The organism is uncultured Clostridium sp. (assembly GCF_934754925.1).
Taxonomy (GTDB): Bacteria; Bacillota; Clostridia; order Clostridiales; family Clostridiaceae; genus Clostridium.
In genome coordinates, this window is record NZ_CAKVJA010000013.1 from 33662 (window position 1) to 59293 (window position 25632).

At 29.8% G+C, this 25632-nt stretch carries 22 protein-coding genes and 1 riboswitch; of the genes, 20 read left to right on the top strand and 2 right to left on the bottom strand.

Features of this window, described 5'->3' with window-relative positions; translation table 11 throughout:
* Nucleotides 1–11: 11 nt before the first annotated feature.
* Nucleotides 12–1184, top strand: coding sequence for a beta-aspartyl-peptidase (iadA, locus tag Q0G30_RS06405; RefSeq protein ID WP_294387953.1), 1173 nt, complete (start codon nucleotides 12–14; stop codon nucleotides 1182–1184).
* Between the two features lie 38 nt (nucleotides 1185–1222).
* Here the strand turns inward: iadA and Q0G30_RS06410 are convergent, their stop codons facing one another.
* Nucleotides 1223–1801 (bottom strand): cell wall hydrolase, encoded by a 579-nt coding sequence (locus tag Q0G30_RS06410; RefSeq protein ID WP_294387956.1) that lies wholly within the window; start codon nucleotides 1799–1801, stop codon nucleotides 1223–1225.
* Between the two features lie 73 nt (nucleotides 1802–1874).
* Nucleotides 1875–2897, bottom strand: coding sequence for a hypothetical protein (locus Q0G30_RS06415; protein ID WP_294387959.1), 1023 nt, complete (start codon nucleotides 2895–2897; stop codon nucleotides 1875–1877).
* Between the two features lie 241 nt (nucleotides 2898–3138).
* Between Q0G30_RS06415 and cdaA the strand changes: the two genes are divergently transcribed.
* The 19 genes from cdaA to Q0G30_RS06510 all read left to right on the top strand — a co-directional run.
* A complete protein-coding gene (gene cdaA / locus Q0G30_RS06420; protein ID WP_294387960.1) occupies nucleotides 3139–3993 on the top strand; it encodes a diadenylate cyclase CdaA in 855 nt (284 codons plus the stop codon).
* Nucleotides 3963–5222 (top strand): CdaR family protein, encoded by a 1260-nt coding sequence (locus tag Q0G30_RS06425; protein ID WP_294387962.1) that lies wholly within the window; start codon nucleotides 3963–3965, stop codon nucleotides 5220–5222. Before cdaA ends, Q0G30_RS06425 begins: the two co-directional genes overlap by 31 nt.
* 139 nt (nucleotides 5223–5361) lie before the next feature.
* The gene (locus Q0G30_RS06430) at nucleotides 5362–6960 is read left to right on the top strand and encodes an FAD-dependent protein (protein ID WP_294387964.1); all 1599 of its coding nucleotides are present in this window, start codon (nucleotides 5362–5364) and stop codon (nucleotides 6958–6960) included.
* A 227-nt stretch (nucleotides 6961–7187) separates the two neighbouring features.
* Nucleotides 7188–8096 carry a phosphate butyryltransferase gene (gene ptb / locus Q0G30_RS06435; protein WP_294387967.1) on the top strand — a complete coding sequence of 303 codons (909 nt, stop codon included), beginning with the start codon at nucleotides 7188–7190 and terminating at the stop codon, nucleotides 8094–8096.
* A gap of 21 nt (nucleotides 8097–8117) precedes the next feature.
* The gene (buk, locus tag Q0G30_RS06440) at nucleotides 8118–9185 is read left to right on the top strand and encodes a butyrate kinase (protein ID WP_294387970.1); all 1068 of its coding nucleotides are present in this window, start codon (nucleotides 8118–8120) and stop codon (nucleotides 9183–9185) included.
* A gap of 129 nt (nucleotides 9186–9314) precedes the next feature.
* Nucleotides 9315–10088, top strand: a complete 774-nt coding sequence (locus Q0G30_RS06445; protein WP_294387972.1) for an AIM24 family protein — start codon at nucleotides 9315–9317, stop codon at nucleotides 10086–10088.
* Between the two features lie 83 nt (nucleotides 10089–10171).
* Nucleotides 10172–10474 (top strand): YerC/YecD family TrpR-related protein, encoded by a 303-nt coding sequence (locus tag Q0G30_RS06450; RefSeq protein ID WP_294387974.1) that lies wholly within the window; start codon nucleotides 10172–10174, stop codon nucleotides 10472–10474.
* A 103-nt stretch (nucleotides 10475–10577) separates the two neighbouring features.
* Nucleotides 10578–11921 carry a phosphoglucosamine mutase gene (gene glmM / locus Q0G30_RS06455; protein ID WP_294387977.1) on the top strand — a complete coding sequence of 448 codons (1344 nt, stop codon included), beginning with the start codon at nucleotides 10578–10580 and terminating at the stop codon, nucleotides 11919–11921.
* A 618-nt stretch (nucleotides 11922–12539) separates the two neighbouring features.
* Complete coding sequence (gene ilvN / locus Q0G30_RS06460) at nucleotides 12540–13052, top strand: acetolactate synthase small subunit (protein ID WP_294387979.1); 513 nt, start codon at nucleotides 12540–12542, stop codon at nucleotides 13050–13052.
* Between the two features lie 104 nt (nucleotides 13053–13156).
* Entirely contained in the window at nucleotides 13157–14749 is a 1593-nt protein-coding gene (gene cimA, locus Q0G30_RS06465) for a citramalate synthase (RefSeq protein ID WP_294387983.1), read from the top strand.
* Between the two features lie 14 nt (nucleotides 14750–14763).
* Nucleotides 14764–16023 (top strand): 3-isopropylmalate dehydratase large subunit, encoded by a 1260-nt coding sequence (gene leuC / locus Q0G30_RS06470; RefSeq protein ID WP_294387986.1) that lies wholly within the window; start codon nucleotides 14764–14766, stop codon nucleotides 16021–16023.
* A gap of 14 nt (nucleotides 16024–16037) precedes the next feature.
* Nucleotides 16038–16532 carry a 3-isopropylmalate dehydratase small subunit gene (gene leuD, locus Q0G30_RS06475; protein ID WP_294387988.1) on the top strand — a complete coding sequence of 165 codons (495 nt, stop codon included), beginning with the start codon at nucleotides 16038–16040 and terminating at the stop codon, nucleotides 16530–16532.
* Between the two features lie 116 nt (nucleotides 16533–16648).
* Nucleotides 16649–17719: a 3-isopropylmalate dehydrogenase gene (gene leuB, locus Q0G30_RS06480; RefSeq protein WP_294387990.1), complete on the top strand. Its 1071-nt coding sequence runs from the start codon at nucleotides 16649–16651 to the stop codon at nucleotides 17717–17719.
* A gap of 165 nt (nucleotides 17720–17884) precedes the next feature.
* On the top strand, nucleotides 17885–19543 hold the full coding sequence (ilvD, locus tag Q0G30_RS06485; protein WP_294387993.1) for a dihydroxy-acid dehydratase: 1659 nt from the start codon (nucleotides 17885–17887) through the stop codon (nucleotides 19541–19543).
* A gap of 110 nt (nucleotides 19544–19653) precedes the next feature.
* A complete protein-coding gene (locus tag Q0G30_RS06490; protein WP_294387996.1) occupies nucleotides 19654–20007 on the top strand; it encodes a four helix bundle protein in 354 nt (117 codons plus the stop codon).
* 115 nt (nucleotides 20008–20122) lie between these two features.
* Nucleotides 20123–21805, top strand: coding sequence for a biosynthetic-type acetolactate synthase large subunit (ilvB, locus tag Q0G30_RS06495; RefSeq protein WP_294387999.1), 1683 nt, complete (start codon nucleotides 20123–20125; stop codon nucleotides 21803–21805).
* A 77-nt stretch (nucleotides 21806–21882) separates the two neighbouring features.
* On the top strand, nucleotides 21883–22887 hold the full coding sequence (ilvC, locus tag Q0G30_RS06500) for a ketol-acid reductoisomerase (protein ID WP_195468587.1): 1005 nt from the start codon (nucleotides 21883–21885) through the stop codon (nucleotides 22885–22887).
* Nucleotides 22888–23055: 168 nt separating this feature from the next.
* Nucleotides 23056–23979, top strand: a complete 924-nt coding sequence (locus tag Q0G30_RS06505; RefSeq protein ID WP_294388007.1) for a type II CAAX endopeptidase family protein — start codon at nucleotides 23056–23058, stop codon at nucleotides 23977–23979.
* Nucleotides 23980–24207: 228 nt separating this feature from the next.
* A riboswitch (purine riboswitch) is annotated at nucleotides 24208–24309 on the top strand.
* A gap of 126 nt (nucleotides 24310–24435) precedes the next feature.
* Nucleotides 24436–25632: NCS2 family permease (locus Q0G30_RS06510; protein ID WP_294388010.1), on the top strand; the 1197-nt coding region annotated here is incomplete at its 3' end.

Below are 25632 nucleotides of genomic sequence, written 5' to 3' on the forward strand. Positions count from 1 at the left end.
GGAGGCTAAAAATGATTACTGTTATTAAAAATGTAAATGTATATGCACCAGAAAAGTTAGGTAAGAAAGATGTTGTTATTGTAAGTGATAAGATTGAAGGAATATATGATAATGTGAATATTCCTAATGATTTTATAGAGATAAAAGTAATAGATGGAAAAGATAAAATATTATTTCCGGGATTTTTAGATTGCCATGTCCATATTATTGGTGGAGGGGGAGAAGGGGGATTTAGGACAAGAACTCCAGAAATATCAGTGATTTCTTTAGTAGAAGCTGGAATTACCACAGTTGTAGGATGCATAGGAACTGATGGGGTATGTAGAAATATGAGATCACTTATTGCAAAAGCAAAAGGACTAGAAGAAGAAGGAATAACATCCTATTGCTATACAGGTTCCTATGAGATACCAGTAAAAACAATTACAGAAAGTATAAAAGGTGATTTTATGATGGTGGATAAGGTTATTGGTGTTGGAGAAGTAGCATTATCAGATCATAGAAGTTCACAATCATCATATCAAGAGTTTGTAAACACTGTAGCTCAAGCCAGAGTAGGAGGATTATTATCAGGAAAAGCCGGAATTGTTAATGTACATTTAGGAGATGGTGCTAGAAGGTTAGAATATTTATTTAAACTTATAGAAGAAACAGAAATTCCACCAACTCAACTCTTACCTACACATATTAATAGAAGTGATAAATTATTTGAAGTAGGAATTGAATATGCTAAAAAGGGAGGATTTATTGATTTAACAACAAGCTCAGATCCAAGATTCTTAGAACCAGGAGAGCTAAGAGCAGGAGAGGGATTAGCACTCTTATTAAAGAAGGGTGTAGATATTAAACATATAACATTTTCATCAGATGGAAATGGAAGCATGCCGGTATTTGATAGAGATGGAAAACTAGTTGGCCTTGGAATATGCTCTGTTAAAACCCTTTATAGAGAAGTTAAAGAGAGTATCAAAAAGTATAATGTGCCTATGGAGGATGCAATAAAAGTAATTACTTCAAATGTTGCAGAATTCCTTAAGTTAAATAATAAGGGGAAAATAGAAGAAGGAAGAGATGCTGATTTTGTTATCGTAAATAAAGATAGTTTAGATATTGATATGGTAATTGCTAAAGGAAAAATTGTTGTTGAAGATGGAAAGTCATCAATTAAACCAACATTTAAATAAAAATTTAAGGGCTATCTAAAAAGAATAGCCCTAATTTTTTATAGTGTAAAGAATAAATGTTGTCCTATGGAGACTATATTATGTTTTTCAACACCCTGCATCCAACTGCAAGTAGCTATATCAGGATTGTAGAAAAATACAGCATCTCCTGTAGGATCATTTCCACTTAATGCGTCATATACAGCATCAAAACATTCTTGTGTTGGTTGAACATCAATACTACCGTCAACTATACAAGAAAAAGCTTTTGGTTGAAATATAACACCTTGTATAGTATTAGGAAACCCATTATTAAGAGCCCTATTTAATATAACTGATGCAACAGCAACTTTTCCCTCGTAGGGTTCACCCTTACTTTCAGCATATACAACTTGAGACATTAAATAAATATCTGATTGCGTTAAATAAAGCATCTGATTATTATCTTTAAAAACTTCCACATATTCTTCATCAGATAAATTTATATAGTTATTTCTGTTAATTTCCAAATTTGATAAATTATTTTCTATTCTTGTACTTGCGCTTACATTAATAGCAGATAAATTTTGTAAGCTTAAGTCAAGTGCTGAAAGAGATAGGGTTAGAATAATACAAAATAAAAATTTTTCAAGTTTCATAAAAAACCTCCTTCTGGAATAACCCAATCGAGATATATTTTACCCAAAAAATTTTAAATAATACAAAACATTATCAAAAAGAGTTTAATAATGATTCAAAGGAAGTTTTTACATCATCATATTTAGAATAGGCATTAGCATAATTTTTATTTATAGTTTCCTTATTCTCCTCATAGCTAGGAGAAGATTTCTCATAAATAACAGCAATTTTTAAAGCATTTAAATAAGTTGAATATAAAGTAAAAGTGTTATTTAGACTATTATAATAAGACATACAACCTTCTGGTATTGAAGAGTAGTTAAAATCTTTCTTTATAGTTTCAAGGGTATTTTCTTTTTCTTTAATATCATTAAGAATTACATCTAAAGATCTATTTTCTTTTCTTATTAAATTTATAGCTGGTTCTAAATCATCTAATATTTCATAAAATTCATTACTACATTTAGTTAATTTCTCAATATATGAGTTGTATTGAGTTGTTTTAATTGATTCTTCCTTATTTAATTTTTCAAGAGTATTTAAGTAGCCAATTAAATTGTCTAAAAAAGTTTCACTTTCTTTTGGTAAAGTTAAGGAAAATCCATAAGTGGATAAATCTTCATAACTCTTTTCGCAATTTGATTTTAAAATTAATATTTCAGAAGTAATTTCAGATGTAGATAAATCACTAGTATAAGATAAAATATCAATACAATAACTATATAAATTCTCTGTATTTTCTATGCATGAAATTAGTGTTGGAATTATGTTAGGAGTATTATTATTTGCTATTACTACAGCAGATACCTTCTCTTTTAACTCTTCTAATTGCTTTAAATCATCATTTAATATACTAGAAGCTGATTTACTATTTATAGTTACACCATTAATACATTTTTTTAAAGAAAGATTTATTTCAGATAGTTCAGTAATATAAGGTTCAAAATCTTTTAAAGATGTGTCTTCAGTAAAAATGTCATTATTATTAGTAGATGAAGAAATAGAATTATTATGTTTATGCAATAATAACATCATAGAGACGGTTAAAAATACACAAATTAATAGAGTTATAATAAAGTTTTTATTTTCAAAAAATGATTTTTTTATATTTTCCACACATATCACATCCTTTAATTAACTTACAATATTAAATATTATGAAAAAACTTTTTCTATAATTTATATTATTATGAAAAATAAAATATACTTAAATAAATTTGTTGATAGAAATAAAAAAGGTTATAACAATAAAAGTGAGAAATATAGAAAAATTTAGAATAATAAAATGGAATTATAATATTTTAACAATTATGAGAATAGTGTATAATTTAATTAGAAAATTTATGGTGGTGGATTAAATGCAAAATTTTATTTCAATGATAATGAATTCACTAAAGAGTATGTCAATTACTGCTATTATTGATATCTTAGTAGTAGCGTTTATATTTTATAAAGGATATATGCTTATTAAAGAAACAAGAGCAGAACAGCTATTAAAGGGAATAGCATTTATAATAATATTAATTCCAATTAGTTCTATACTAAATTTGAGTATGCTATATTTTATATTAAGCAAAACTTTAACTATTGGAATAATATCTGTGGTTATAATATTTCAACCAGAGATAAGAAGAGCATTAGAGCATTTAGGAAGAAGTGCTTTTGAAGATAAACATGGTTTTGAAGATAGTGAACAGAGGAATATTTATGTTAGTGAAATTGTGAATGCAGTAGCTAATTTAGCAGAAACAAAGACAGGTGCATTAATTGCAATTGAACAAGGAACAGGACTTGGAGAAATAATAGCTTCAGGAACTATATTAGAAGCAAAAATAACTTCAAATTTACTTGAAAATATATTTGTTGTAAATACTCCACTTCATGATGGAGCCACAATAATAGGAAGAGATAAAATATTGGCATCAGGATGTGTTTTGCCATTAACTAATAATAAAGAAATTAATAAAAAGTTAGGTACTAGACATAGGGCAGCAATAGGATTATCTGAAATATCAGACGCACTTGTTATTATAGTATCTGAAGAAACAGGAATTATTTCTTTAGCTATAAATGGACGTTTAACTAGAAATTATGATAAAGATAGATTGAGAACAATCTTACTTAAGATAATGGAGCATAGAGAAGAAAAAAATGTTAAAACTGCTGGCAAGAAGGTGAAAACGTGGATAACTGGAAAAATAAACAGAAAATAATTGTTCAATTAGTATGTCTTTTGCTATCGTTAGGATTATGGATTTATGTAACCAATATAGAAAATCCCATAAAGTCTTATGAATTAAGTAGAGTGCCAGTAGAAATTAAGAATATCGATAGTTTAAAGAATGCAGGATTAGCATTATCTCCTAATCAAGAGTTTTATGTGAATTTAAAAATAGAAGGTAATAGTCAAGACTTATTTAGTATAGATAAAAGCGATTTTACCATAAGTGTAGATTTAAGTGAGTTTGTACTAAAAAGTGGAGAAAATAAAATTGCTGTAAATATAGAAAATGCACCTAGTACAGTTAAAATAAAAAATAGTAATGGACTAACAATAACTATAAAGACTGAAGCATATTCTATAAAGGAAGTTGAAGTAAAGTCTGAAATTGATGTTATTTCAAAATCAAGTTATTATGTAGCAACACCAATATTTACTCCAGAAACTATAACAGTATCTGGTCCAGAATCATTAGTAAATAAAGTAACAAAAGTCGTTGCAGAGGGTGAAGAAAGCAATGCTGTAAAAACAATTGTTAAGAATTATATGGTTACTCCAGTAGATGAAAATGGTAAAGAAGTTATAGGTGTTGAGCTATCTCAAAAGTGGGTAGAAGCAACTATTGAAATAAACGAAGGTAAGACAGTTCCAATTAAAATAAATACTACAGGAACATTGACAAATGGTTTAAGGCTAAAATCCATAAGTTCAACTACAACAGAAATAGGGATAACGGGTCCCGAAAATATATTAAATTCAATTAATGAAATTGGAACAGAAACTATAAACCTTTCTGAAATAAAAGATACTACCAATATAGAGGTTGCATTAGGAATACCAGATGGAATATTAATTCATAATGGTGAGAATTCAATAACAGTAAGTATTGTTGTAGAAAAAGTACAAACAAAAGAATTTACTGTTGATTACTCAATTATAGGACAGCAAGAGGGTATAAATATTATTGCTGATAGTAACACAGTAACTATAACAGTTTCGGGATTTGAAGATGTTTTAAATACTATTACTGAAGCAAACTTTACTGCGAAATTAGATGTATCTGAATATACTGAGGAAGGTGAATTTTCTAAATCGCCAACTGTAAATTTAGTTGGAGTAGATAATGTTAATATAGATAATGTAAGTGAAATAAAATTAACTGTATCTAAAGATGCACCTACAAATGGAGATGAAGTCCAAGAAGAGGTACCACAACAATAGTTAAAAGGTAAAGTTGGCTTAAGCTAACTTTACCTTTTTTGTATAGGTATTTTAATACTTCGATAACCTTAACTATTAACTATGTTAATCTTGTGATACAATATTAAAAACTACAAATAATATTATTAAGGGTGATTATATGACTATAAGAATTAATAACTTAAGCTTAGGGTTAGATGATGATATAAAATTATTAAAAAAGAAAGCAAGTAAAAAATTAAGAATTTCAGTAGATGAAATTAAGGATTTTAAAATAGTTAGAGAAAGTATAGATGCAAGAAATAAGGAAAATATTAAATTTACATATGCAATTGAACTTCAACATAAAGATGAGGAAAAGTTAGTAAATAGAGTTCATGATAATGATGTAAGAATAGATAATTCAAAATATGAGCCAGATGTTGAACCAGGTAATGAAATACTAAATCATAGACCAGTAGTTGTAGGATTGGGGCCAGCAGGATTATTTGCTGCTTTAATGTTAGCACAAAAGGGATATAAACCATTAGTTGTAGAACGTGGAGAAGATGTTGATAAAAGAACTGAAACTGTGGATAAGTTTTGGAGAACAGGTGAATTAAATTTAGAGTCAAATGTTCAATTTGGAGAAGGAGGAGCAGGATCATTTTCAGATGGTAAGCTAACTACTAGAATAAAGGATAAAAAGTGTGACTATGTTTTAGCTGAATTAGTTAAGGCTGGAGCTCCAGAAGAGATTAGATATGAAGCAAAACCACATGTAGGAACTGATATATTAAAAGATGTAGTTAAAAACATAAGAAATCAAATTATTGCTTTAGGAGGAGAAGTTCGTTTTTCTTCTAAGCTAGAGTACATAAAAAGTAATGATGGAAAAATAAAGAGTATAATAGTAAATGGTGATGAAATACCATGTGAAGCACTTGTTTTAGCTTTAGGACATAGTTCAAGAGATACATATGAAATGTTAAATAGTATTGGAATATTCATGGAGCCAAAAGCTTTTGCTATTGGAGTTAGAATTGAACATCCACAAGAGATGATAAATGTAGGTCAATATGGTAAAATGGCTAGCCATCCAAGATTACAAGCAGCTAGTTATAACTTAACATATCAAAGTAGGACCTTAGGAAGAGGTGTATATTCTTTCTGCATGTGTCCAGGTGGAGTTGTTGTTGCGGCGGCATCTGAAGATAAAAGATTAGTTTCTAATGGAATGAGTTATCATGCAAGAAATGAGGAAAATTCAAATTCAGCTTTAGTTGTAACTGTTGGTCCAGAAGATTTTGAAGGAACTTCAGTTTTAAGAGGAATGGAATTCCAAAGACATTATGAATCTTTAGCATATAAAGTTGGTGGAGGAAACTATAAAGCTCCGGTTCAGTTATTAGGTGACTTTGTTAATGATAGAAAATCAACTAAATTAGGAGCAGTAACACCAAGTTATAAACCAGGGTTTGAATTTGCAGATATGAGAGAGTGTTTACCTTCCTATGTAGTAGAAGGAATAAAAGATGGAGTTAATAATTTTGATAGAAAAATTAAGGGGTATGGAAGAGAAGATGCTGTCTTAACAGGAATAGAAACAAGAACTTCAGCTCCAGTTAAAATAACTAGAAATGAGAGATTAGAGAGTATATCATTAAGGGGTTTATATCCATGCGGAGAAGGTGCCGGTTTTGCAGGTGGAATTGTATCAGCGGCAGTTGATGGAATCAAAGTTGCAGAAAGAATTATAGAAAAATATAAACAAATATAATAAATATATTTAAGGAAAATCAGTAGTTATAGAAAATTATTGATTTTCTTTATTTTTATTTTATAGAAGTAGTTAAAAAATTAACATGAATTTTCTGAAAATTTAGGTTTTTATTAAAAACTTTGATAAAATAAATAATAGGTAAATATTTCAATATATAATAATATTTTCAAGTATTATAATTGATGTGGTTATTAAATAAAGGGGTATAATAGGAGAGGTGTATTATGAGTAAAAATTTTGATGATTTACTTTCAAAGTTAAGAGTAGCAGAAACAAAGAAATTATCTGTAGCAGTAGCTCAAGATGAACCAGTTTTGGAGGCTGTTAAGGCAGCAAAGGATAGAGGAATAGCAGATGCTATTTTGGTTGGAGACAAATCAAAGATTAAAGAAGTTGCTGCAAAAATAGATATGGATTTAACAGATTTTGAAATAATTCATGAAGAAGATATTAAAAAAGCAACATTAAAAGCAATACAATTAGTTTCTAGTGGTGCAGCAGATATGGTTATGAAAGGATTAGTAGATACAGCTACATTTTTAAGAAGTGTATTAAATAAAGAAGTTGGACTTAGAACAGGAAAACTAATGTCTCATGTTTCTGTATTTGAAATTGAAGGAATAGATAGATTAATACTATTAACAGACGCTGCTTTCAATACTTATCCAGATTTAAAACAAAAGGTTCAAATAATAAATAACTCTGTAATGGTTGCAAAGTCTTGTGGAATAGAAAATCCAAAAGTTGCACCAGTTTGTGCTGTTGAGGTAGTAAATCCAGATATGCCAGCAACAGTAGATGCAGCTTTATTATCTAAAATGAGTGATAGAGGTCAAATTAAGGGCTGCATAGTTGATGGGCCTTTAGCTTTAGATAATGCATTATCAGAGGAAGCAGCACATCATAAAGGAATTACTGGTCCGGTAGCAGGTAAAGCTGACATACTATTACTTCCTAATATAGATGTTGCAAATGTTATGTATAAATCATTAACTTATACAGCACCAACAAAGAATGGTGGTATATTAGTTGGAACATCAGCTCCTGTTATTTTAACATCAAGAGCAGATAGTTTTGAAACAAAGGTAAATTCTATTGCATTAGCAGCATTAGTTTCAGAGAATAGAAAGTAATATTAGGGGGTATTGAGAACTATGGCATATAAGTTACTAATAATTAATCCAGGGTCAACATCTACTAAAATAGGTGTGTATTCAGATGAAAAAGAAGTTTTAGTTGAAACATTAAGACATTCATCTGATGAAATAGCAAAGTATGATAGTATTTTTGAACAAAAAGGCTTCAGGAAAGAAGTTATAATGAATGTTTTGAAAGAAAATAATATAGATTTAAATTCATTAGATGCAATAGTAGGAAGAGGTGGAATGCTTAGACCTATTCCAGGAGGTACTTATGAAGTTACTGATAAATTACTAGAAGACTTAAAAGTTGGAGTGTCAGGTCAACATGCATCTAATTTAGGTGGAATATTAGCCAGTGAAATTGCAAATGAAGTTGGAATAAGATCATTTATAGTTGATCCTGTTGTTGTAGATGAATTACAAGATGTAGCTAGAATTTCAGGTATTCCTGAACTGCCAAGAAGAAGTATTTTTCATGCATTAAATCAAAAAGCAGTTGCTAAGAGATATGCAAAGGAGAATGGAAGTAAATATGATGATTTAAATCTTGTTGTAGTTCATATGGGTGGAGGGGTATCTGTTGCTGCTCATAGAGGTGGATTAGTAGTTGATGTAAATAATACTTTAGATGGAGATGGGCCTTTTTCACCAGAAAGGTCAGGGTCAGTCCCTGTTGGAGATTTAGTTAAGTTATGCTTTAGTGGAAAGTATACTCAATCAGAAATATATAGCAAAATAGTTGGTAAGGGCGGTTATGTTGCTTATCTTAATACTAATGATGCTAGAGATGTTCTAAAGGCTCGAGAAGAAGGGAATGAATATGCTTCATTAATATTTGATGCATTTATTTATCAAATATGCAAAGCTATTGGAGAAATGTCTACTGTTCTTAATGGAAAAGTAAATCAAATAATCTTAACTGGTGGAATAGCATATTCACCTATAGTTGTTAATGCAATTAAAGAAAAGGTTCAATGGATTAGTGATTTAACTATTTATCCAGGTGAAGATGAATTATTAGCTTTAGCTCAAGGTGCTATTAGAGTCCTTAATGGAGAAGAAGAGGCTAGAGAGTATTAAAAATAAAATTTTAAATTTTTAAGTGCGTTATACGCACTTTTTTATTTTGAAAAATATAATAACATAGTTTTACTTTACAATAATATGGAAATAATTTATGGTATGAAATATTAATTGTATGGAGGGACTATGAGAAGTAATATTGAAATGAAAAATAAATTGACTTTAGTATCTGAATTAGGAGATGAATCTAAATTTCAGATTTTAAAATATAATGAACTTAGTGGAGTAAATAGAGTAGAAAGTATATTAGCTATTAAGAAAATAGAGAATACAGGGCAAAGGCTTAAGCAAGTAAGAATATTGTTAAATGAAAGTGCTGTAAAAATACAAAACAATGAGTTAAGTTATATGAAAGGGTATATTGAAAGAAGTGATTTGGTTCATGAATATAAGGGAATTAAAAAATTAATATTTGATTCTAAGAAAGTAATAGCTAGTAAAGATAAAACAATATTTAAAGGAACTGGAGAAATTTTACTAAAATCTAGTTTTAGTGATTTTACATTGGTAGAATTAGTTGATGAAGAAATAATAATTAGTGATTCAATGTTTTATGCATGTGATGAAGAAATTGATATAAAAACCATAAAGGATAATGATAAAGAAATAAAGCTTAATGGAAGTGGAGTTGTGGTATTAAAGTTACCAGTTTCAGAAAAGGAAATAATAAGGTGTAAGTTATTTAATGATAGACTAACTGTTAATGAAGATTTAGTTATATTAAAAAGTAGTAATATTAATGTTGGTTTTGAAAAGTATTCAAATGTAGTAGATGATAATATTGAGCAGAGTATTAATACTTTTTACTATGGTATAGGAGAAGTATGGTTATTGCCAACTAGAAGTATATATGATAAATATGTTAAAATAAATTGTTGTTTAGAAGAGTTTGATGAATAAACAAAAGAAAAATATGAATTACACCTTAAATTTAGTACGCTAAAGTGTTAAAATTAAGATGTAATCTAAATAGGAGTGATAATATGGGCCTAAAAGAGTTAGAATTTAAAAATGATTTAGATATGCTATTTCAAGCAATTTTAGAATTAGAAAATATAGATGAATGTTATAAATTTTTTGAAGATATTGCAACTATTACAGAGCTAAAGTCTATATCTCAGAGAATTCAAGTAGCAAAAATGCTTAGAGAAAAACGCGTTTATACAGAAATAGCAGAAACAACAGGTGCTAGCACAGCAACTATAAGTAGAGTTAATAAGTGCCTTAATTATGGGCAAGGTGGTTATGATATAGTATTAGATAGAATTAACTCTAAAGATAAATAAGCTATAAAGCATAATAAATACAAGCTTATATGCTATTGTAAAAAAACGGAATAAAGGATATACTATAAGAGTTAAATTGAAATAAATAAGTGAGGTATTATATATGAGTAGAATGTTCGGAACAGATGGTGTTAGAGGAATAGCTAATACAGAATTAACAGCAGAATTAGCTTATAGTTTAGGAAGAGCAGGTGCATTTGTTTTAACAGAAGGGACACATAAACCTAAAATATTAGTTGCTAAGGATACTAGAATATCAGGAGATATGTTAGAAGCAGCTTTAGTTGCAGGTATTCTTTCAGTTGGAGCAGAGGCTGTAATTTTAGGTGTAGTTCCAACACCTGCAGTAGCTCATTTAACAAGAGAATACAATGCAGATGCAGGAGTTATGATTTCAGCATCACATAATCCAGTTGAATACAATGGAATTAAATTCTTTGATGGTAGAGGATATAAGTTATCTGATGAATTAGAAGATCAAATACAAGCTGTAATAGAAAGTAATTTTGAGGGTGTTCCAAGTCCTGTTGGAGGAGCTGTTGGAAGATCATATACTGAGGAAACAGCATTAAGAGAATATATAGATTATGCAATGAGCACAATTAAAACTGATTTAAAAGGACTTAGAGTAGCCTTAGATTGTGCAAATGGTGCAGCTTATAAGGCAGCAGTTAAAGCATTTAGAGCTTTAGGTGCTAGAGTTTATGTAATCAATGATAATCCAGATGGAAACAATATAAATGAAAATTGTGGGTCAACTCACATGGAAGAGTTAATGGATTATGTTGTAAGAAAAAATTGTGATATTGGATTTGCTTTTGATGGAGATGCTGATAGATGTTTAGCTGTTGACGAGAAAGGAAATATGATAAATGGTGATTTCTTATTAACGATTTGTGCAAAGGCTTTAAAGGAATCAGGAAGATTAAAAGATGATACTTTAGTAGTAACAGTAATGAGCAATTTAGGATTAGATATTGCTGCTAAGAGAGAAGGAATTAATTTAGTTAAGACTAAAGTTGGAGATAGATATGTACTTGAAGAGATGCTTAAAGAAAATTATATATTAGGTGGAGAGCAATCAGGTCACATAATATTCTTACATCATAATACTACTGGGGACGGATTAGTTACTGCACTTCAAATTGCAGCAATACTTAAGGAAAGTGGTAAAACTTTTAGTGAATTAGCTGGAGTAATGAAAGAATTACCACAAGTATTAGTTAATGCTAAGGTTCCAAATGAAAAGAAGAATATTTATTTAGAAGATAAAGAAATAATTGATGCTATAAATGCTGTTGAGTCAAAGCTTAATGGTGTAGGAAGAGTTCTTATAAGACCATCAGGAACTGAACCATTAGTAAGAGTTATGCTTGAGGGAGAAAATCAAGAAGAAATAAATGCAATGGCAAATAGCTTGGTAGATTTAATATTAAGTAAAATTTAATATATTAAAAAGTTAATGTTTTTATAGACATTAACTTTTTTTTGTGAAAATTTACGAAATTATAATACAACTCTAAAATTCCTATACAAATTTTAAGATTAATAAATTTATATATTATTAATATGGTATTGTTTTTAAAATAAAAATAGAAATATATTAATAAGTTGGATTAAATATTAATAAAATATTAAAAAATATTTAAAAAGTAAGAAAAATATAATTAATTTACTAAAAATATAAAGAGCGTATTGACAGAATATAAAAATAAAGAGTAAGATATTAACAATAGAATATTTTGGAAGTTCTTTTGAAAAATAAAAGCTGTGATAGAGATGCTTATTTAGGCAAAAAAGTTTCAGAGAGTCCATGGATGCTGCGAATGGATACTTTAACTAAATAACGATCACTCTTGAGCTGTATCCTGAACATTAGTTAATAATAAGTAGGGAGTTACCGGTAAGCACCGTTAAATGCAAGGGTTTGTTGGAACCTAGTGATATTAATGATGAGGAATTTTATCCCACCGTTATGATTTTATCATTAAGGGTGGGATTTTTTTAACCTAATTTAGAACCATTTTGTTCAATAATTACAAATTATTTCATTGGGGGTATTAAAATGGAAAGACATGTTTTATCTGTCTTAGTTAGGAATTCTTCAGGAGTACTAACAAGAGTTTCAGGATTATTTGCAAGAAGAGGATTTAATATTGATAGTTTAACTGTTGGAAGAACAGAAAATCCAGAGATTTCAAGAATGACTATTACCTTAAACGGAAGTGAAGATGTTTTAGAACAATTTACTAAACAGTTAAATAAGCTAGAAGATGTTTTAAGAGTATTAAATTTAAAATTTGAAAATTCGGTATATAGGGAATTAGTACTTATTAAAGTTAAAGCTGATGCTGAGCAAAGAGCAGCAGTAAATGAAGTAGTAAAAATATTTAGAAGTAAAATAATAGATGTTTCTCCAGAAACGTTAACTATTGAATTAACAGGGGATGAAAGTAAAATAAACGCTCTTATAAAGCTTTTAGAAGAGTATGAAATAAAAGAATTAGTAAGAACAGGAGTATGTGCATTAGAAAGGGGATCTAATGATATAACAGATTACTGTGAAATATTTAATTAGTTAGTAGTTAGGAGCAAGGGGAATAAGTGATAATTTGAAAGTTAAAGATAAAACTTGCCGTTTGTCACTTAAAACTTGAAACTAAAAAAGGGGGCTTTTTAAATTTGAATAGATATATAGAAATTTTTGATTCTACCTTAAGGGATGGTGCCCAGGGACAAGGTATATCATTTTCCTTGGAAGATAAGCTGAAAATAGTCAAAGCTTTAGATGAGGTGGGGATTGATTATATAGAGGCTGGTAATCCAGGATCAAATCCTAAAGATATGGAATTTTTTAAAGTAGTAAAAGATATAAAATTAAAGAATTCTAGATTAGTGGCATTTGGGGCTACAAGAAAACCAGATATAAAAGTTGAAGATGATGTAAATATAAAAAGTTTAATAGAAGCAAATACGGATGTAGTATCTATATTTGGTAAATCATCAGCTTTTCAGGTTACTGACATATTAAAAACATCTTTATCAGAAAATTTAAAGATGATAGAAGAAACTATAAAATACTTAAAAAAAATTAATAAAGAAGTAATATTTGATGCAGAACATTTCTTTGATGGATATAAAGAAAATAGTGAATATGCTATGTCTACTTTAAGGGTTGCAAAAGAGGCAGGAGCAAAAACTTTAGTCTTATGTGATACTAATGGTGGAACATTGCCTAGTGAAATAAAAGAAATAACATTTGAAGTTGAGAAAAAGTTTGGAAATATGATAGGAATACATTGTCACAATGATATAGGAATGGCAGTGGCAAATTCAATAATATCAATAGAATCAGGCGTATCACATATTCAAGGAACTTTTATTGGGGTAGGAGAACGTTGTGGAAATACTAATTTAAGCACTGTAATTCCAACAATAGCACTTAAAATGGATTTTAATATAAAATCAAAGAACTATTTAAAAGAACTAACAGCAAAGGCTAGATATATTTCAGAGATATCAAATATTCAATTGGAAGATTCAGCCCCTTACATTGGTAAATCTGCATTTGCACATAAGGGAGGTATGCATATAGATGCTATTTGTAAAGCAACTCAATCTTATGAGCATATAAAACCAGAGGTGGTTGGCAATAAAAGAAGGTTTTTACTATCAGAGGTAAGTGGTAAAAGTACAGTTTTACAAGAAATACACAAAATTTTTCCAAGTGTTAAGAAAGATGGAGAAGAGGTTAAAAAAGTTACTAAAAGATTGAAGGAACTAGAGTATGAAGGCTATCAATTTGAAGGTGCAGAAGGTACTGTTGAGTTATTAATAAGAAAAACAATAGGTAAGTACAGGCCGTTTTTTAAGTTAAATCATTTTAAAACAATGGGAGAAAATCCATGGAATAATGGAGAATTTAGCTCAACAGCATTAATTAATATAACTGTTGATGGAAAAACTGAAATGACAGCAGCTGAGGGTGATGGACCTGTAAATGCTTTAGATAAAGCACTAAGAAAAGCATTAGAGGTATTTTATCCAGAGCTAAAAGAGGTTAAATTAGTTGACTATAAAGTTAGGGTTTTAGATTCAGAAAGTACTACAGGTGCAAAAGTTAGAGTATTAATAGAAAGTACTGATGGCAACGAAAGTTGGAGTACAGTTGGGGTATCTAAAGATGTAATTCAAGCAAGTTGGATTGCATTAGTTGATTCAATAGAGTATAAGCTTATAAAAGATATTGAAAGAAAAGCAAAAGCATATTTTTAAAGGGGGAAACACTCATGGCAATGACAATGACACAAAAAATATTAGCTGCACATGCAGGATTAGAAAGCGTAAAAGCAGGGCAATTAATAGAAGCAAATTTAGATTTAGTATTAGGAAATGATATTACTTCTCCTGTTGCAGTAAAGGAATTTAAAAAGTTTGGGGTAAAAAAAGTATTCGATAAGGATAAGATAGCAATTGTTCCAGATCACTTTACTCCTAATAAAGATATAAAGGCAGCAGAGCAGTGTAAATTTATTAGAGAGTTTTCAAGAGAAAAGGGAATAACAAATTTCTTTGAAATAGGTGAAATGGGGATAGAGCATTGTTTATTACCAGAGAAAGGATTAGTGGTTGCTGGTGATGTAGTCATTGGGGCTGATTCTCATACATGTACTTATGGTGCATTAGGAGCCTTTTCTACTGGAATAGGTTCAACAGATATGGCTGCTGGAATGGCTACAGGAAAGTGTTGGTTTAAGGTGCCTTCGGCATTAAAGTTTATTTTAAAAGGAAAACCATCAAAGTGGGTAAGTGGAAAAGATGTAATACTTCATATTATTGGAATGATAGGGGTAGATGGAGCTTTATATAAATCAATGGAATTTTTCGGAGATGGACTTAGTTATTTATCAATGGATGATAGATTTACAATGGCAAATATGGCTATTGAAGCTGGAGGAAAGAATGGTATATTCCCAGTAGATGAAAAAACAATTGAATATTTAAAAGAACATGGAAAGAAGGAATGGAAAGTATATGAAGCTGATGAAGATGCTAAATATGACGAAGTTTATGAAATAGATTTATCTACTTTAAGGCCAACAGTTGCATTCCCACACTTACCAGATAATACAAGAACTATTGATGAAGTTGGGGATATAGATATAGATCAAGCTGTAATAGGATCATGTACAAATGGAAGAATTTCAGATTTAAGAATTGCAAGAGATATCTTAAAGGGAAAAAAGGTAAACAAGAGAGTTAGATGTATAGTGTTCCCTGGAACTCAAAAAATTTATTTACAAGCATTAGAAGAAGGAATAATAAAGGATTTAATAGAGGCAGGAGCAGTTGTTTCAACACCAACTTGTGGACCATGCTTAGGTGGACATATGGGTATATTAGCTAAGGGTGAAAGAGCAATTTCAACTACTAATAGAAACTTTGTAGGAAGAATGGGACATGTTGAATCAGAAGTTTATTTAGCAAGTCCAGCAGTTGCAGCAGCTTCAGCAATAACAGGAAAAATAACAAATCCGGAAACACTTTAAGGGGGTAAATAAATATGAAAGCAACAGGAAGAGTTTTTAAATATGGAGATAACGTAGATACAGATGTAATTATACCAGCAAGATATTTAAATACATCAGATCCAAAGGAATTAGCAGCACATTGTATGGAAGATATAGATTTAAATTTTGCAAAGGAAGTTCAAGAAGGAGATATTATAGTTGCAAATAAAAATTTTGGGTGTGGTTCGTCAAGAGAGCATGCACCTATAGCCATTAAAGAAAGTGGAGTTAGTTGTGTTATAGCATCAACTTTTGCGAGAATTTTCTATAGAAACGCTATTAATATTGGTTTACCAATTCTTGAATGTGACCAAGCAGTTAAAAGTATTGAAGCAGGAGATAAGTTAGAGGTAAATTTTGATACTGGAGTTATTAAAAATCTAACTAAAAATGAGCAGTATCAAGGGGAAGCATTCCCAGAATTTATGCAAAAAATAATAAATAGTAATGGTCTTATAGGATATATAAAAAATTCTAAAGAAAAATAATAGATTATTAAATTAAAAATATGAGGCAATAAGTATAAAAAGTAAATTGAGTACATTTTATAGATTAAAAAATAAAGGTTGTACTTAGTTTATAGGGTAATTAAGGGGGATAAATTATGAATTTTAATATAGCGGTTATACCAGGGGATGGAATAGGGCCAGAGGTTATAGATGAATCAATAAAAGTATTAAGTAAGATTGAAGAAAAATATAATCATAATTTTGAGTTTGAATTTTTACAAGCAGGTGGATGTGCAATAGATAGTTTAGGAACACCATTACCAGATAAGACTTTAGAGGTTTGTAAAAAAAGTGATGCAGTACTTTTAGGTGCTGTTGGAGGACCTAAATGGGATGATCCTAATGCAAAAGTAAGACCAGAGCAAGCCTTATTAGGATTAAGAGGTGGATTAAATTTATATTGTAATTTAAGACCTGCACTTTTATATAAAGCATTAAAAGAAGCATCACCATTAAAAGATACAATTATTGGGGATGGAATTGATATTTGTGTTGTAAGAGAACTTACTGGAGGAATTTACTTCGGCGAGAGAGGCAGAGATGTTGTTGATGGAGTTGTTTCAGCATATGATACTGAAAGATATAATATAGAAGAAATAGAAAGAATAGTAAAAATAGGCTTTGATACAGCAATGAAGAGAAATAAGAAATTAACAAGTGTTGATAAGGCTAATATATTAGAAAGTTCTAGATTATGGAGAAGTGTAGTAGAAAAAATGTCTAAAGAATATCCAGAAGTAGAAGTTAATCATTTATATATTGATAATGCTTCTATGCAATTAGTTAAAGATCCTAGACAATTTGATGTTATTGTTACTTCAAATATGTTTGGAGATATATTATCTGATGAAGCATCAATGATTACTGGATCAATAGGAATGTTACCTTCAGCATCTTTAGGTAAAGGTAATTTAGGAATGTATGAACCAATACATGGTTCTGCACCTGATATTGCAGGGAAAGGAATAGCAAATCCACTGGCAACAATTCTTTCTACGGCTATGATGTTAAGATATAGCTTTAATTTAGAAAATGAAGCAAATGATATAGAAAATGCAGTAGTTAAAGTTTTAGAAGAAGGTTATAGAACTGGGGATATTAGTAGTGAAGGTACTATTCTTGTTGGTACTAAGGAAATGGGAACGCTTGTTGTAGAGAGAATTTAGTAAGTGGCAAGAGTTGGTGAGTGACAAGTTGCAAGTGATAAGTGACAAGTTAAGGAGGAAACTCCTGGGGAGTTTCAAAAATATATAATTTTGTATTAACTAAATTTACTCTGAAAACTTGCTACTTGAAACTTGTCACTTAAAACTAATTACGGAGGGATTTAAATGAGAAGTGATGTAGTAAAGAAAGGAGTCACAAAGGCTCCGCATAGATCGTTATTTAAGGCATCAGGATTAACTGATGAAGAAATAAATAAGCCTTTAATAGGTGTTGTTACATCCCAAAATGATATAATTCCAGGACATATAAACTTAGATAAAATTGTTGAGGGTGTAAAAAAGGGTATATTGATGTCTGGAGGAACGCCATTAGTATTTCCAACTATAGGGGTATGCGATGGTATTGCAATGGGACACGAAGGAATGAAATATTCTTTAGCTACAAGGGAACTTATAGCAGATTCTATTGAATGTATGGCAAAGGCACATGCATTTGATGCATTAGTATTTATACCAAACTGCGATAAGATAGTTCCAGGAATGGTTATGGCAGCTTTAAGATTAAATATACCATCAGTAGTTGTAAGTGGTGGTCCAATGTTAGCTGGTAAATTCAAAGATAAAGAGGTTTCATTATCTACAATGTTTGAAGCTGTTGGGTCAGTAGAAAGTGGTTTAATGCTAGAGTCAGACTTAGCTGATTTAGAAGAAAAAGCTTGTCCTACATGTGGATCATGTTCAGGAATGTTTACAGCAAACTCTATGAATTGTTTATGTGAAGTTTTAGGAATTGCTTTACCTGGAAATGGAACAATACCAGCAGTTTATTCAGAAAGAATTAGGCTTGCTAAGTATGCTGGTATGGCAGTAATGAATCTTTTAGAAAAAGATATAAAACCAAGAGATATAATTACTGAAGAGTCAATAAAAAATGCATTAACAGTAGATATGGCGCTAGGATGTTCAACAAATAGTGTTTTACATTTAACTGCTATTTCAAATGAGGCAAAATCACCTATAAATTTAGATATTATAAATGAAATGTCGGCTAAGGTACCTAATCTTTGTAAATTAGCACCTGCTTCTGATACACATATTGAGGATTTATATGCAGCAGGTGGAATAAGAGCTGTAATGAGTGAGTTAAATAAAAAGAATTTATTAAATTTAAATTGTATTACAGCCACAGGAAAAACTGTTGGAGAGAATATAGAAAATGCTAAGGTTTTAGATTATTCAGTAATAAAACATATTGAAAACCCATATAGTGAAACTGGTGGAATTGCAATTTTAAAAGGAAATTTAGCTCTAGATGGTGCTGTAGTTAAAAGATCTGCAGTACTTAAAGAAATGTTGAAGCATCAGGGTCCAGCTAAGGTTTTTGATTCTGAAGAGGAAGCTATAGAAGCTATATTAGGAAAGAAAATAGTTGAAGGTGATGTTGTAGTAATTAGATATGAAGGTCCGAAAGGTGGACCAGGAATGAGAGAAATGTTATCACCAACTTCAGCTATTTGTGGAATGGGATTAGATAAGTCAGTAGCTCTTATAACTGATGGAAGATTTAGTGGGGCAACAAAAGGAGCAGCAATAGGACATGTATCACCAGAAGCTGCTGAAGGTGGAAATATAGCTTTAGTACAAGATGGGGATATTATTTCTATAGATATATTAAATGGAAACTTAGATTTAGTTGTAAGTGATGAAGAATTAGCTAAGCGTAGAGAAAATTTAAAGCCAGTTGAACCAAAGGTTAAAGAAGGCTATTTATCAAGATATGCTAAGTTAGTAAGTTCAGCAAGTACAGGAGCAGTGTATAAGTAGTGACAAGTTTCAAGTGACAAGTGGAAAGTTAGTGAAGTAGTATTGTTGAAGTGAATATACTTATAAAATGTGGTAATAGTTTAAATATTATTATATTTTGGAGGTGTATTTTGACAAATAGTATTATTGCAAATAAATCTTTCGATTTTGCCATTGATATAGTTAATCTATATAAAAGATTATCAACTAGTAATAAAAATTGTGTTTTATTAAATCAACTATTAAGATCAGCAACTAGTATAGGAGCAAATGTTAAAGAAGGATTAAGAGGACAAAGTAAAAGAGATTTTTTATCTAAAATGTATATAGCATTAAAGGAAGCTGATGAAACAGAATATTGGATTCTATTGTTAGTGGAAACAGAATTTATAGAGAAAGATTTAGGAAACGAAATGCTAAATAAATGTAGAGAGATATCTAAAATATTAAATTCAATTGTAAAAACGACAAAAAAGCAAATATAAAGTTCAAGATAGACAAGGGCAATATTAATGATAAAGAAAATTATAAGAAATAGAAAATCCTATAAACTTATCACTTATAACTTGCCACTTGTCACTGAATAAAGGGGGGGTTTTAGTGTTATTAACAGGGGCTGAAATTCTTGTTAAATGTTTATTAAGCGAGGGTGTTGATACTATTTTTGGATACCCTGGAGGAGCAGTATTAAATATTTATGATTATTTATACAAATATAAAGATAAAATAAAACATTATTTATCCTGCCATGAGCAAAGTGCAGCTCATGCGGCAGATGGATATGCAAGGTCTACTGGTAAGGTTGGTGTTTGTATAGCAACATCAGGACCAGGTGCAACTAATCTTGTTACTGGAATAGCAACAGCTTATATGGATTCAGTTCCTTTGGTTGCTATAACAGGAAATGTTTCAAAAGACTTACTTGGTAAAGATAGTTTCCAAGAGGTTGATATAACTGGTATAACAATGCCTATAACAAAACATAATTTTATAGTTAAAGATATAAATAATTTACAAGAAACAATTAGAAAGGCATTTTATATTGCTAGAGAAGGAAGGCCAGGACCAGTTTTAATAGATATACCTAAAGATATAACGGCAGCTAAAACTGAGTATAAGGATTTAGAACCAATAAAAGTTGAGCCTAAAAGTAAGCATATAACAGAAGAAGTTTTAGCTGAGGTTGCAAAATATATAAATGAATCTTCGAGACCTCTTATTTATGCCGGTGGTGGAGTTATTAATGCTGATGCTACAGAAGAGTTAATTAATTTCGCTGAAATATTAAATGCACCAGTAGCAACAACTCTAATGTGTAGAGGAGCAATACCTTCTGACCATAGATTAAATACAGGTATGATAGGAATGCATGGAAGTAATGCATCTAATATTTTAGCAACAAAATGTGATTTGATAATTGCATTAGGAGCAAGATTTAGTGATAGAGTAATAAGTGATAAAGAGTTTATTAATAATGCTAAGGTTATACAAATAGATGTGGATCCAGCTGAAGTAAATAAAAATGTAAAAGTTGATTCATTCATTATAGGTGATATAAAAGTTGCATTACAAAGATTAATGCCTTTATTAAAAAATAAAGAAAATAAAGAGTGGTTAAATACTGTAGATGAGTTGAAACTTTTATCTATAACTAAGAATAATAAAGATAATGGAGAAGAGTTAACACCAAGATTTTTATTTGAAAAGCTTAGTGATATGGATAGTGGAGACTTTATTATAGCAACAGAAGTTGGACAACATCAAATGTGGACAGCTCAATATTTTAACTTTAAAACTCCTAGAACATTAATATCTTCAGGTGGTCTTGGAACAATGGGATTTGGATTAGGGGCTGCTATAGGAGCTAAGGTTGCTAATCCAGATAAGACTGTATTTAATATTGCCGGAGATGGAAGCTTTGGTATGAATTGCAATGAGTTTGCTACTGCAGTTAAATATAATATTCCAATTAAAGTTATTGTAATGAACAATAATGCTTTAGGAATGGTTAGACAATGGCAAAGTCTTTTCTATGAAGCAAGATATTCTCAAACCACTCTAGATAGAGCAACTGATTTTGTTAAGCTTGCAGAAGCTTTTGGTGGTGTTGGATTTAGAGTTGAAAAAAGAGAAGAGCTAGAAAATGTATTAAAAGAAGCATTAGCTATAAATAAGCCTGTAATTATTGATTATAGGATAGATAGTGATAAAAAAGTATTTCCTATGGTTGCACCAGGTGCACCAATTCATCAAATAATAAATGAGGAAGACATAGAATGTTAATCTGAATTTCTATCATAGTAATAATGGTAGCAAATTTTAATAAATAAAAAATAATAAATAAAGCGGGGGTATTAAAAATGGCAAAAATGTTTTATGAAAAGGACACAAATTTAGATTTATTAAAAGGTAAAAAAGTTGCAGTAATTGGGTACGGTAGCCAAGGACATGCACATGCATTAAATCTTCATGAAAGTGGAGTAGATGTAGTAGTAGGATTATATGAAGGAAGTAAATCTTGGGATAGAGTTAAAGCAGCAGGGTTAGAAGTAGCAACAGTTGCTAATGCTGTAAAGAGCGCTGATGTTGTAATGATGCTTGTACCAGATGAAAAACAAGCTAAATTATACAAAGAAGAGGTTGCACAATACTTAGAAGCTGGAAATGCTTTAGTATTTGCTCATGGATTTAACATTCATTATGGACAAATAGTACCACCAGCAGATGTTGATGTATTTATGGTTGCTCCAAAGGGACCAGGACATATGGTAAGAAGAACTTATACTGAAGGTTCAGGAGTTCCTTGCTTAATAGCTGTTTATCAAGATGCAACAGGACAAGCAAAAGAATTAGCATTAGCTTATGCAAATGGTATTGGTGGAGCAAGAGCTGGAGTTTTAGAAACTACATTTAAAGATGAAACTGAAACAGATTTATTTGGAGAACAAGCAGTTCTTTGTGGAGGATGTACAGCATTAATAAAAGCTGGATTTGAAACTTTAGTTGAAGCAGGATATGCTCCAGAAAATGCTTACTTTGAATGCTTACATGAAATGAAACTTATTGTTGATTTAATGTATCAAGGTGGAATGGCTGCTATGAGATATTCTATTTCTGATACTGCTGAATATGGAGATTATATGATTGGTAATAGAATTGTTACTGATGAAACTAAAAAAGAAATGAAGAAGGTATTAACTGAAATTCAAGATGGTACTTTCGCTAGAAATTGGCTAATGGAAAACCAAGTTGGTAGACCACAATTTAATGCAATGAGAAGAATGGAAGCTGAACATCCAATTGAAAAGGTTGGTAAAGAATTAAGAGAAATGATGTCTTGGATTGATACTAAGAAATTAGACTAATAAATTAATCTTGCAGATCTTAAGAATCACATTTTTAATATTAAGAATGTGGTTCTTTTTTTTTTTGTATGATTTTACAAATTATTAGAAGGTGAGTTCTCAGTAATGTTATTTAATGGTAAAATATTAAGTGCATAATTCTAAAAATAAATTAGAGGAGAGAGGTATATGGAATTAAAGGTAAAAGTAGATAATAAAAAGGTATTTAATAGAATTGGACTTGCTATTTTTGTTTCAATGATATTAGTAAATATTATTCAAGTTGTATTTTTTGGAATTATTGGAGTAGTTAATCAAGAGTTATTATCAGCTCCATGGATAAATTACGCAGGAATTGCAATTAGTTTTTATTTAATAGGATTTCCGGTATTTTATCTTATGATTAAAAATTTACCGGAAGAAGAAAAAAGAGAAAGTAAAACACTTGGAGTTTTTGAAGTTATAAAAATATGTTTTATGTCTTATAGTATAGTATATATAGTTAATTTTTTGACTAATATTCTTATGATGTTAATAGCAGTAATTAAAGGTAGTGAAGTTACAAATCCATTAGTAAATATGCTTGAAGGAAGCAATTGGATATGGTCATTAATTTTTGCAGGAATATTATCTCCTATAATTGAAGAAATGATGTTTAGAGGTGTAATGTTAAATAAGCTAAGAAGATATGGTGATAAAGTTGCAATAATAACAACTGCAATATTATTTGGATTATTTCATGCAAACTTCTCACAATTTTTCTATGCAGTAGCATTAGGTATGATTTTTGCTTATGTTGCATTAAAAACAGGAACTATAAAATATTCAATAATACTACATATAGTTGTAAATATAATGGGAGGCGTTATTTTACCAGCTGTTATTGGTGACGGTAGCAATATAGTAGCTGTTGGATGTGTAGGATTAGCATTATTAGCAATAGTAATAGTAGGATTAGTATTATTAATAAAAAATAGAAAAAATATATCATTATTAGATGGTGAAATTAAATTAGAAAAGGGAACTGCATTTAAAACTATTTGGGTTAATGTAGGAATGATATTATATGTAGTAATTTCTTTGGTTTCTATGATATCTATATTGTTTATGTAGGTTAAATAAAAATAAGAATTACTATAATATTTTTAAAAGGTATATCTTAAATATAAGGTATGCCTTTTATTTTATATATAAATAAAGGTTTAATATTTATTATTATATAATATAATTCAATATTAAAAAGAAAAACACGAACGTTCATATAAAAAAACAGCGATATTTATGAAAAATAACTAAAAAACCTGGACAAATATTCGTATTTGTATTAATATTATTCATATAATTAAAAGTAATCGTGTTTATCGTATAAAGTTGGAAATAGGGTCCAACAGTTTCTACCAAATCACCATAAATGATTTGACTACGATATGTTTTATATAAGAAAATACTACTCTAATCTAAGTATTATATAAACATATAAATAGAAAACAATCACTAATTTACATATCAAATTTATACTCTACATGCGATAAATATTACGATTACAATAAAAAGCATGGGGGTAAACAAATGACAAGATTCATATCTGAATACTTTAATTTTCAAGAAAAAAATACAAATTTTAAAACTGAAACAATAGCAGGAATAACAACATTTTTAACAATGGCATATGCATTATTTTTAATTCCTAGTGTCTTAGCGGATGCAGGAATGCCAGAAAAAAGCGTCTTTGTTGCAACAGCATTAGCTGCAGCAGTTGGAACATTAATAATGGGGATATTTGCAAAATTTCCAATGGGATTAGCTCCTGGAGTTGGATTAAATGCTTTCTTTACATATAGTGTATGCATAGGAATGGATATTCCTTGGCAAACAGCATTATCAGGAGTACTTGCATCAGGGGTTATATTCTTAATAATATCAGCAACAGGATTAAGAGAGTTAGTTATTAAATCAATACCAACAAATTTAAAATTTGCCGTAAGTGCAGGAATCGGATTATTTATAGCTTTTATTGGGTTAAAAAATGCAGGAATAGTTGTAGCAAATGAAGCAACCTTTGTAGGACTTGGAGATTTAACAAATCCAACAGTATTACTTTCAATATTCGGACTTATTGTAATAGCAATATTAATGGTTAGAGGGTCTAATATAGCAATATTTATTGGGATGGCAGCAACTGTAGTTATTGGAATGGTATTTGGATTAATAGATGTTCCAACTTCAATAATATCTATGCCACCATCAATGGCACCTACATTTGGAGTTGCACTTAAAAATATAGGAAATATATTTAATCCACAAATGATATTAGTTATATTTACTTTCTTATTTATGGATTTCTTTGATACAGCAGGTACGTTAGTTGCAGTTGGTTCAAAGGTTGGATTGCTTAAAGAAGATGGGTCAGTTGAAAATGGCTCTAAGGCATTACTTGCAGATTCAGTTGCCACTTGTATAGGATCTATATTTGGAACAACTAATACTACTTCTTATGTTGAATCATTATCAGGAGTAGCAGTAGGAGCAAAAACAGGATTTTCAAGTGTTGTAGTAGGAATATTATTTTTAATTTCATTATTCTTCTCACCATTACTTACAGTAATTACTTCAGCAGTAACTGCACCAGCACTTATTATAGTTGGTTCATTAATGTGTAGTAATCTTAAGGAAATTGAATGGGATAAACCAGAAGTTTCAATATCAGCATTTTTAACTGTAATATTAATGCCTTTAACTTATAGTATAGGTGAAGGTATAGCATGT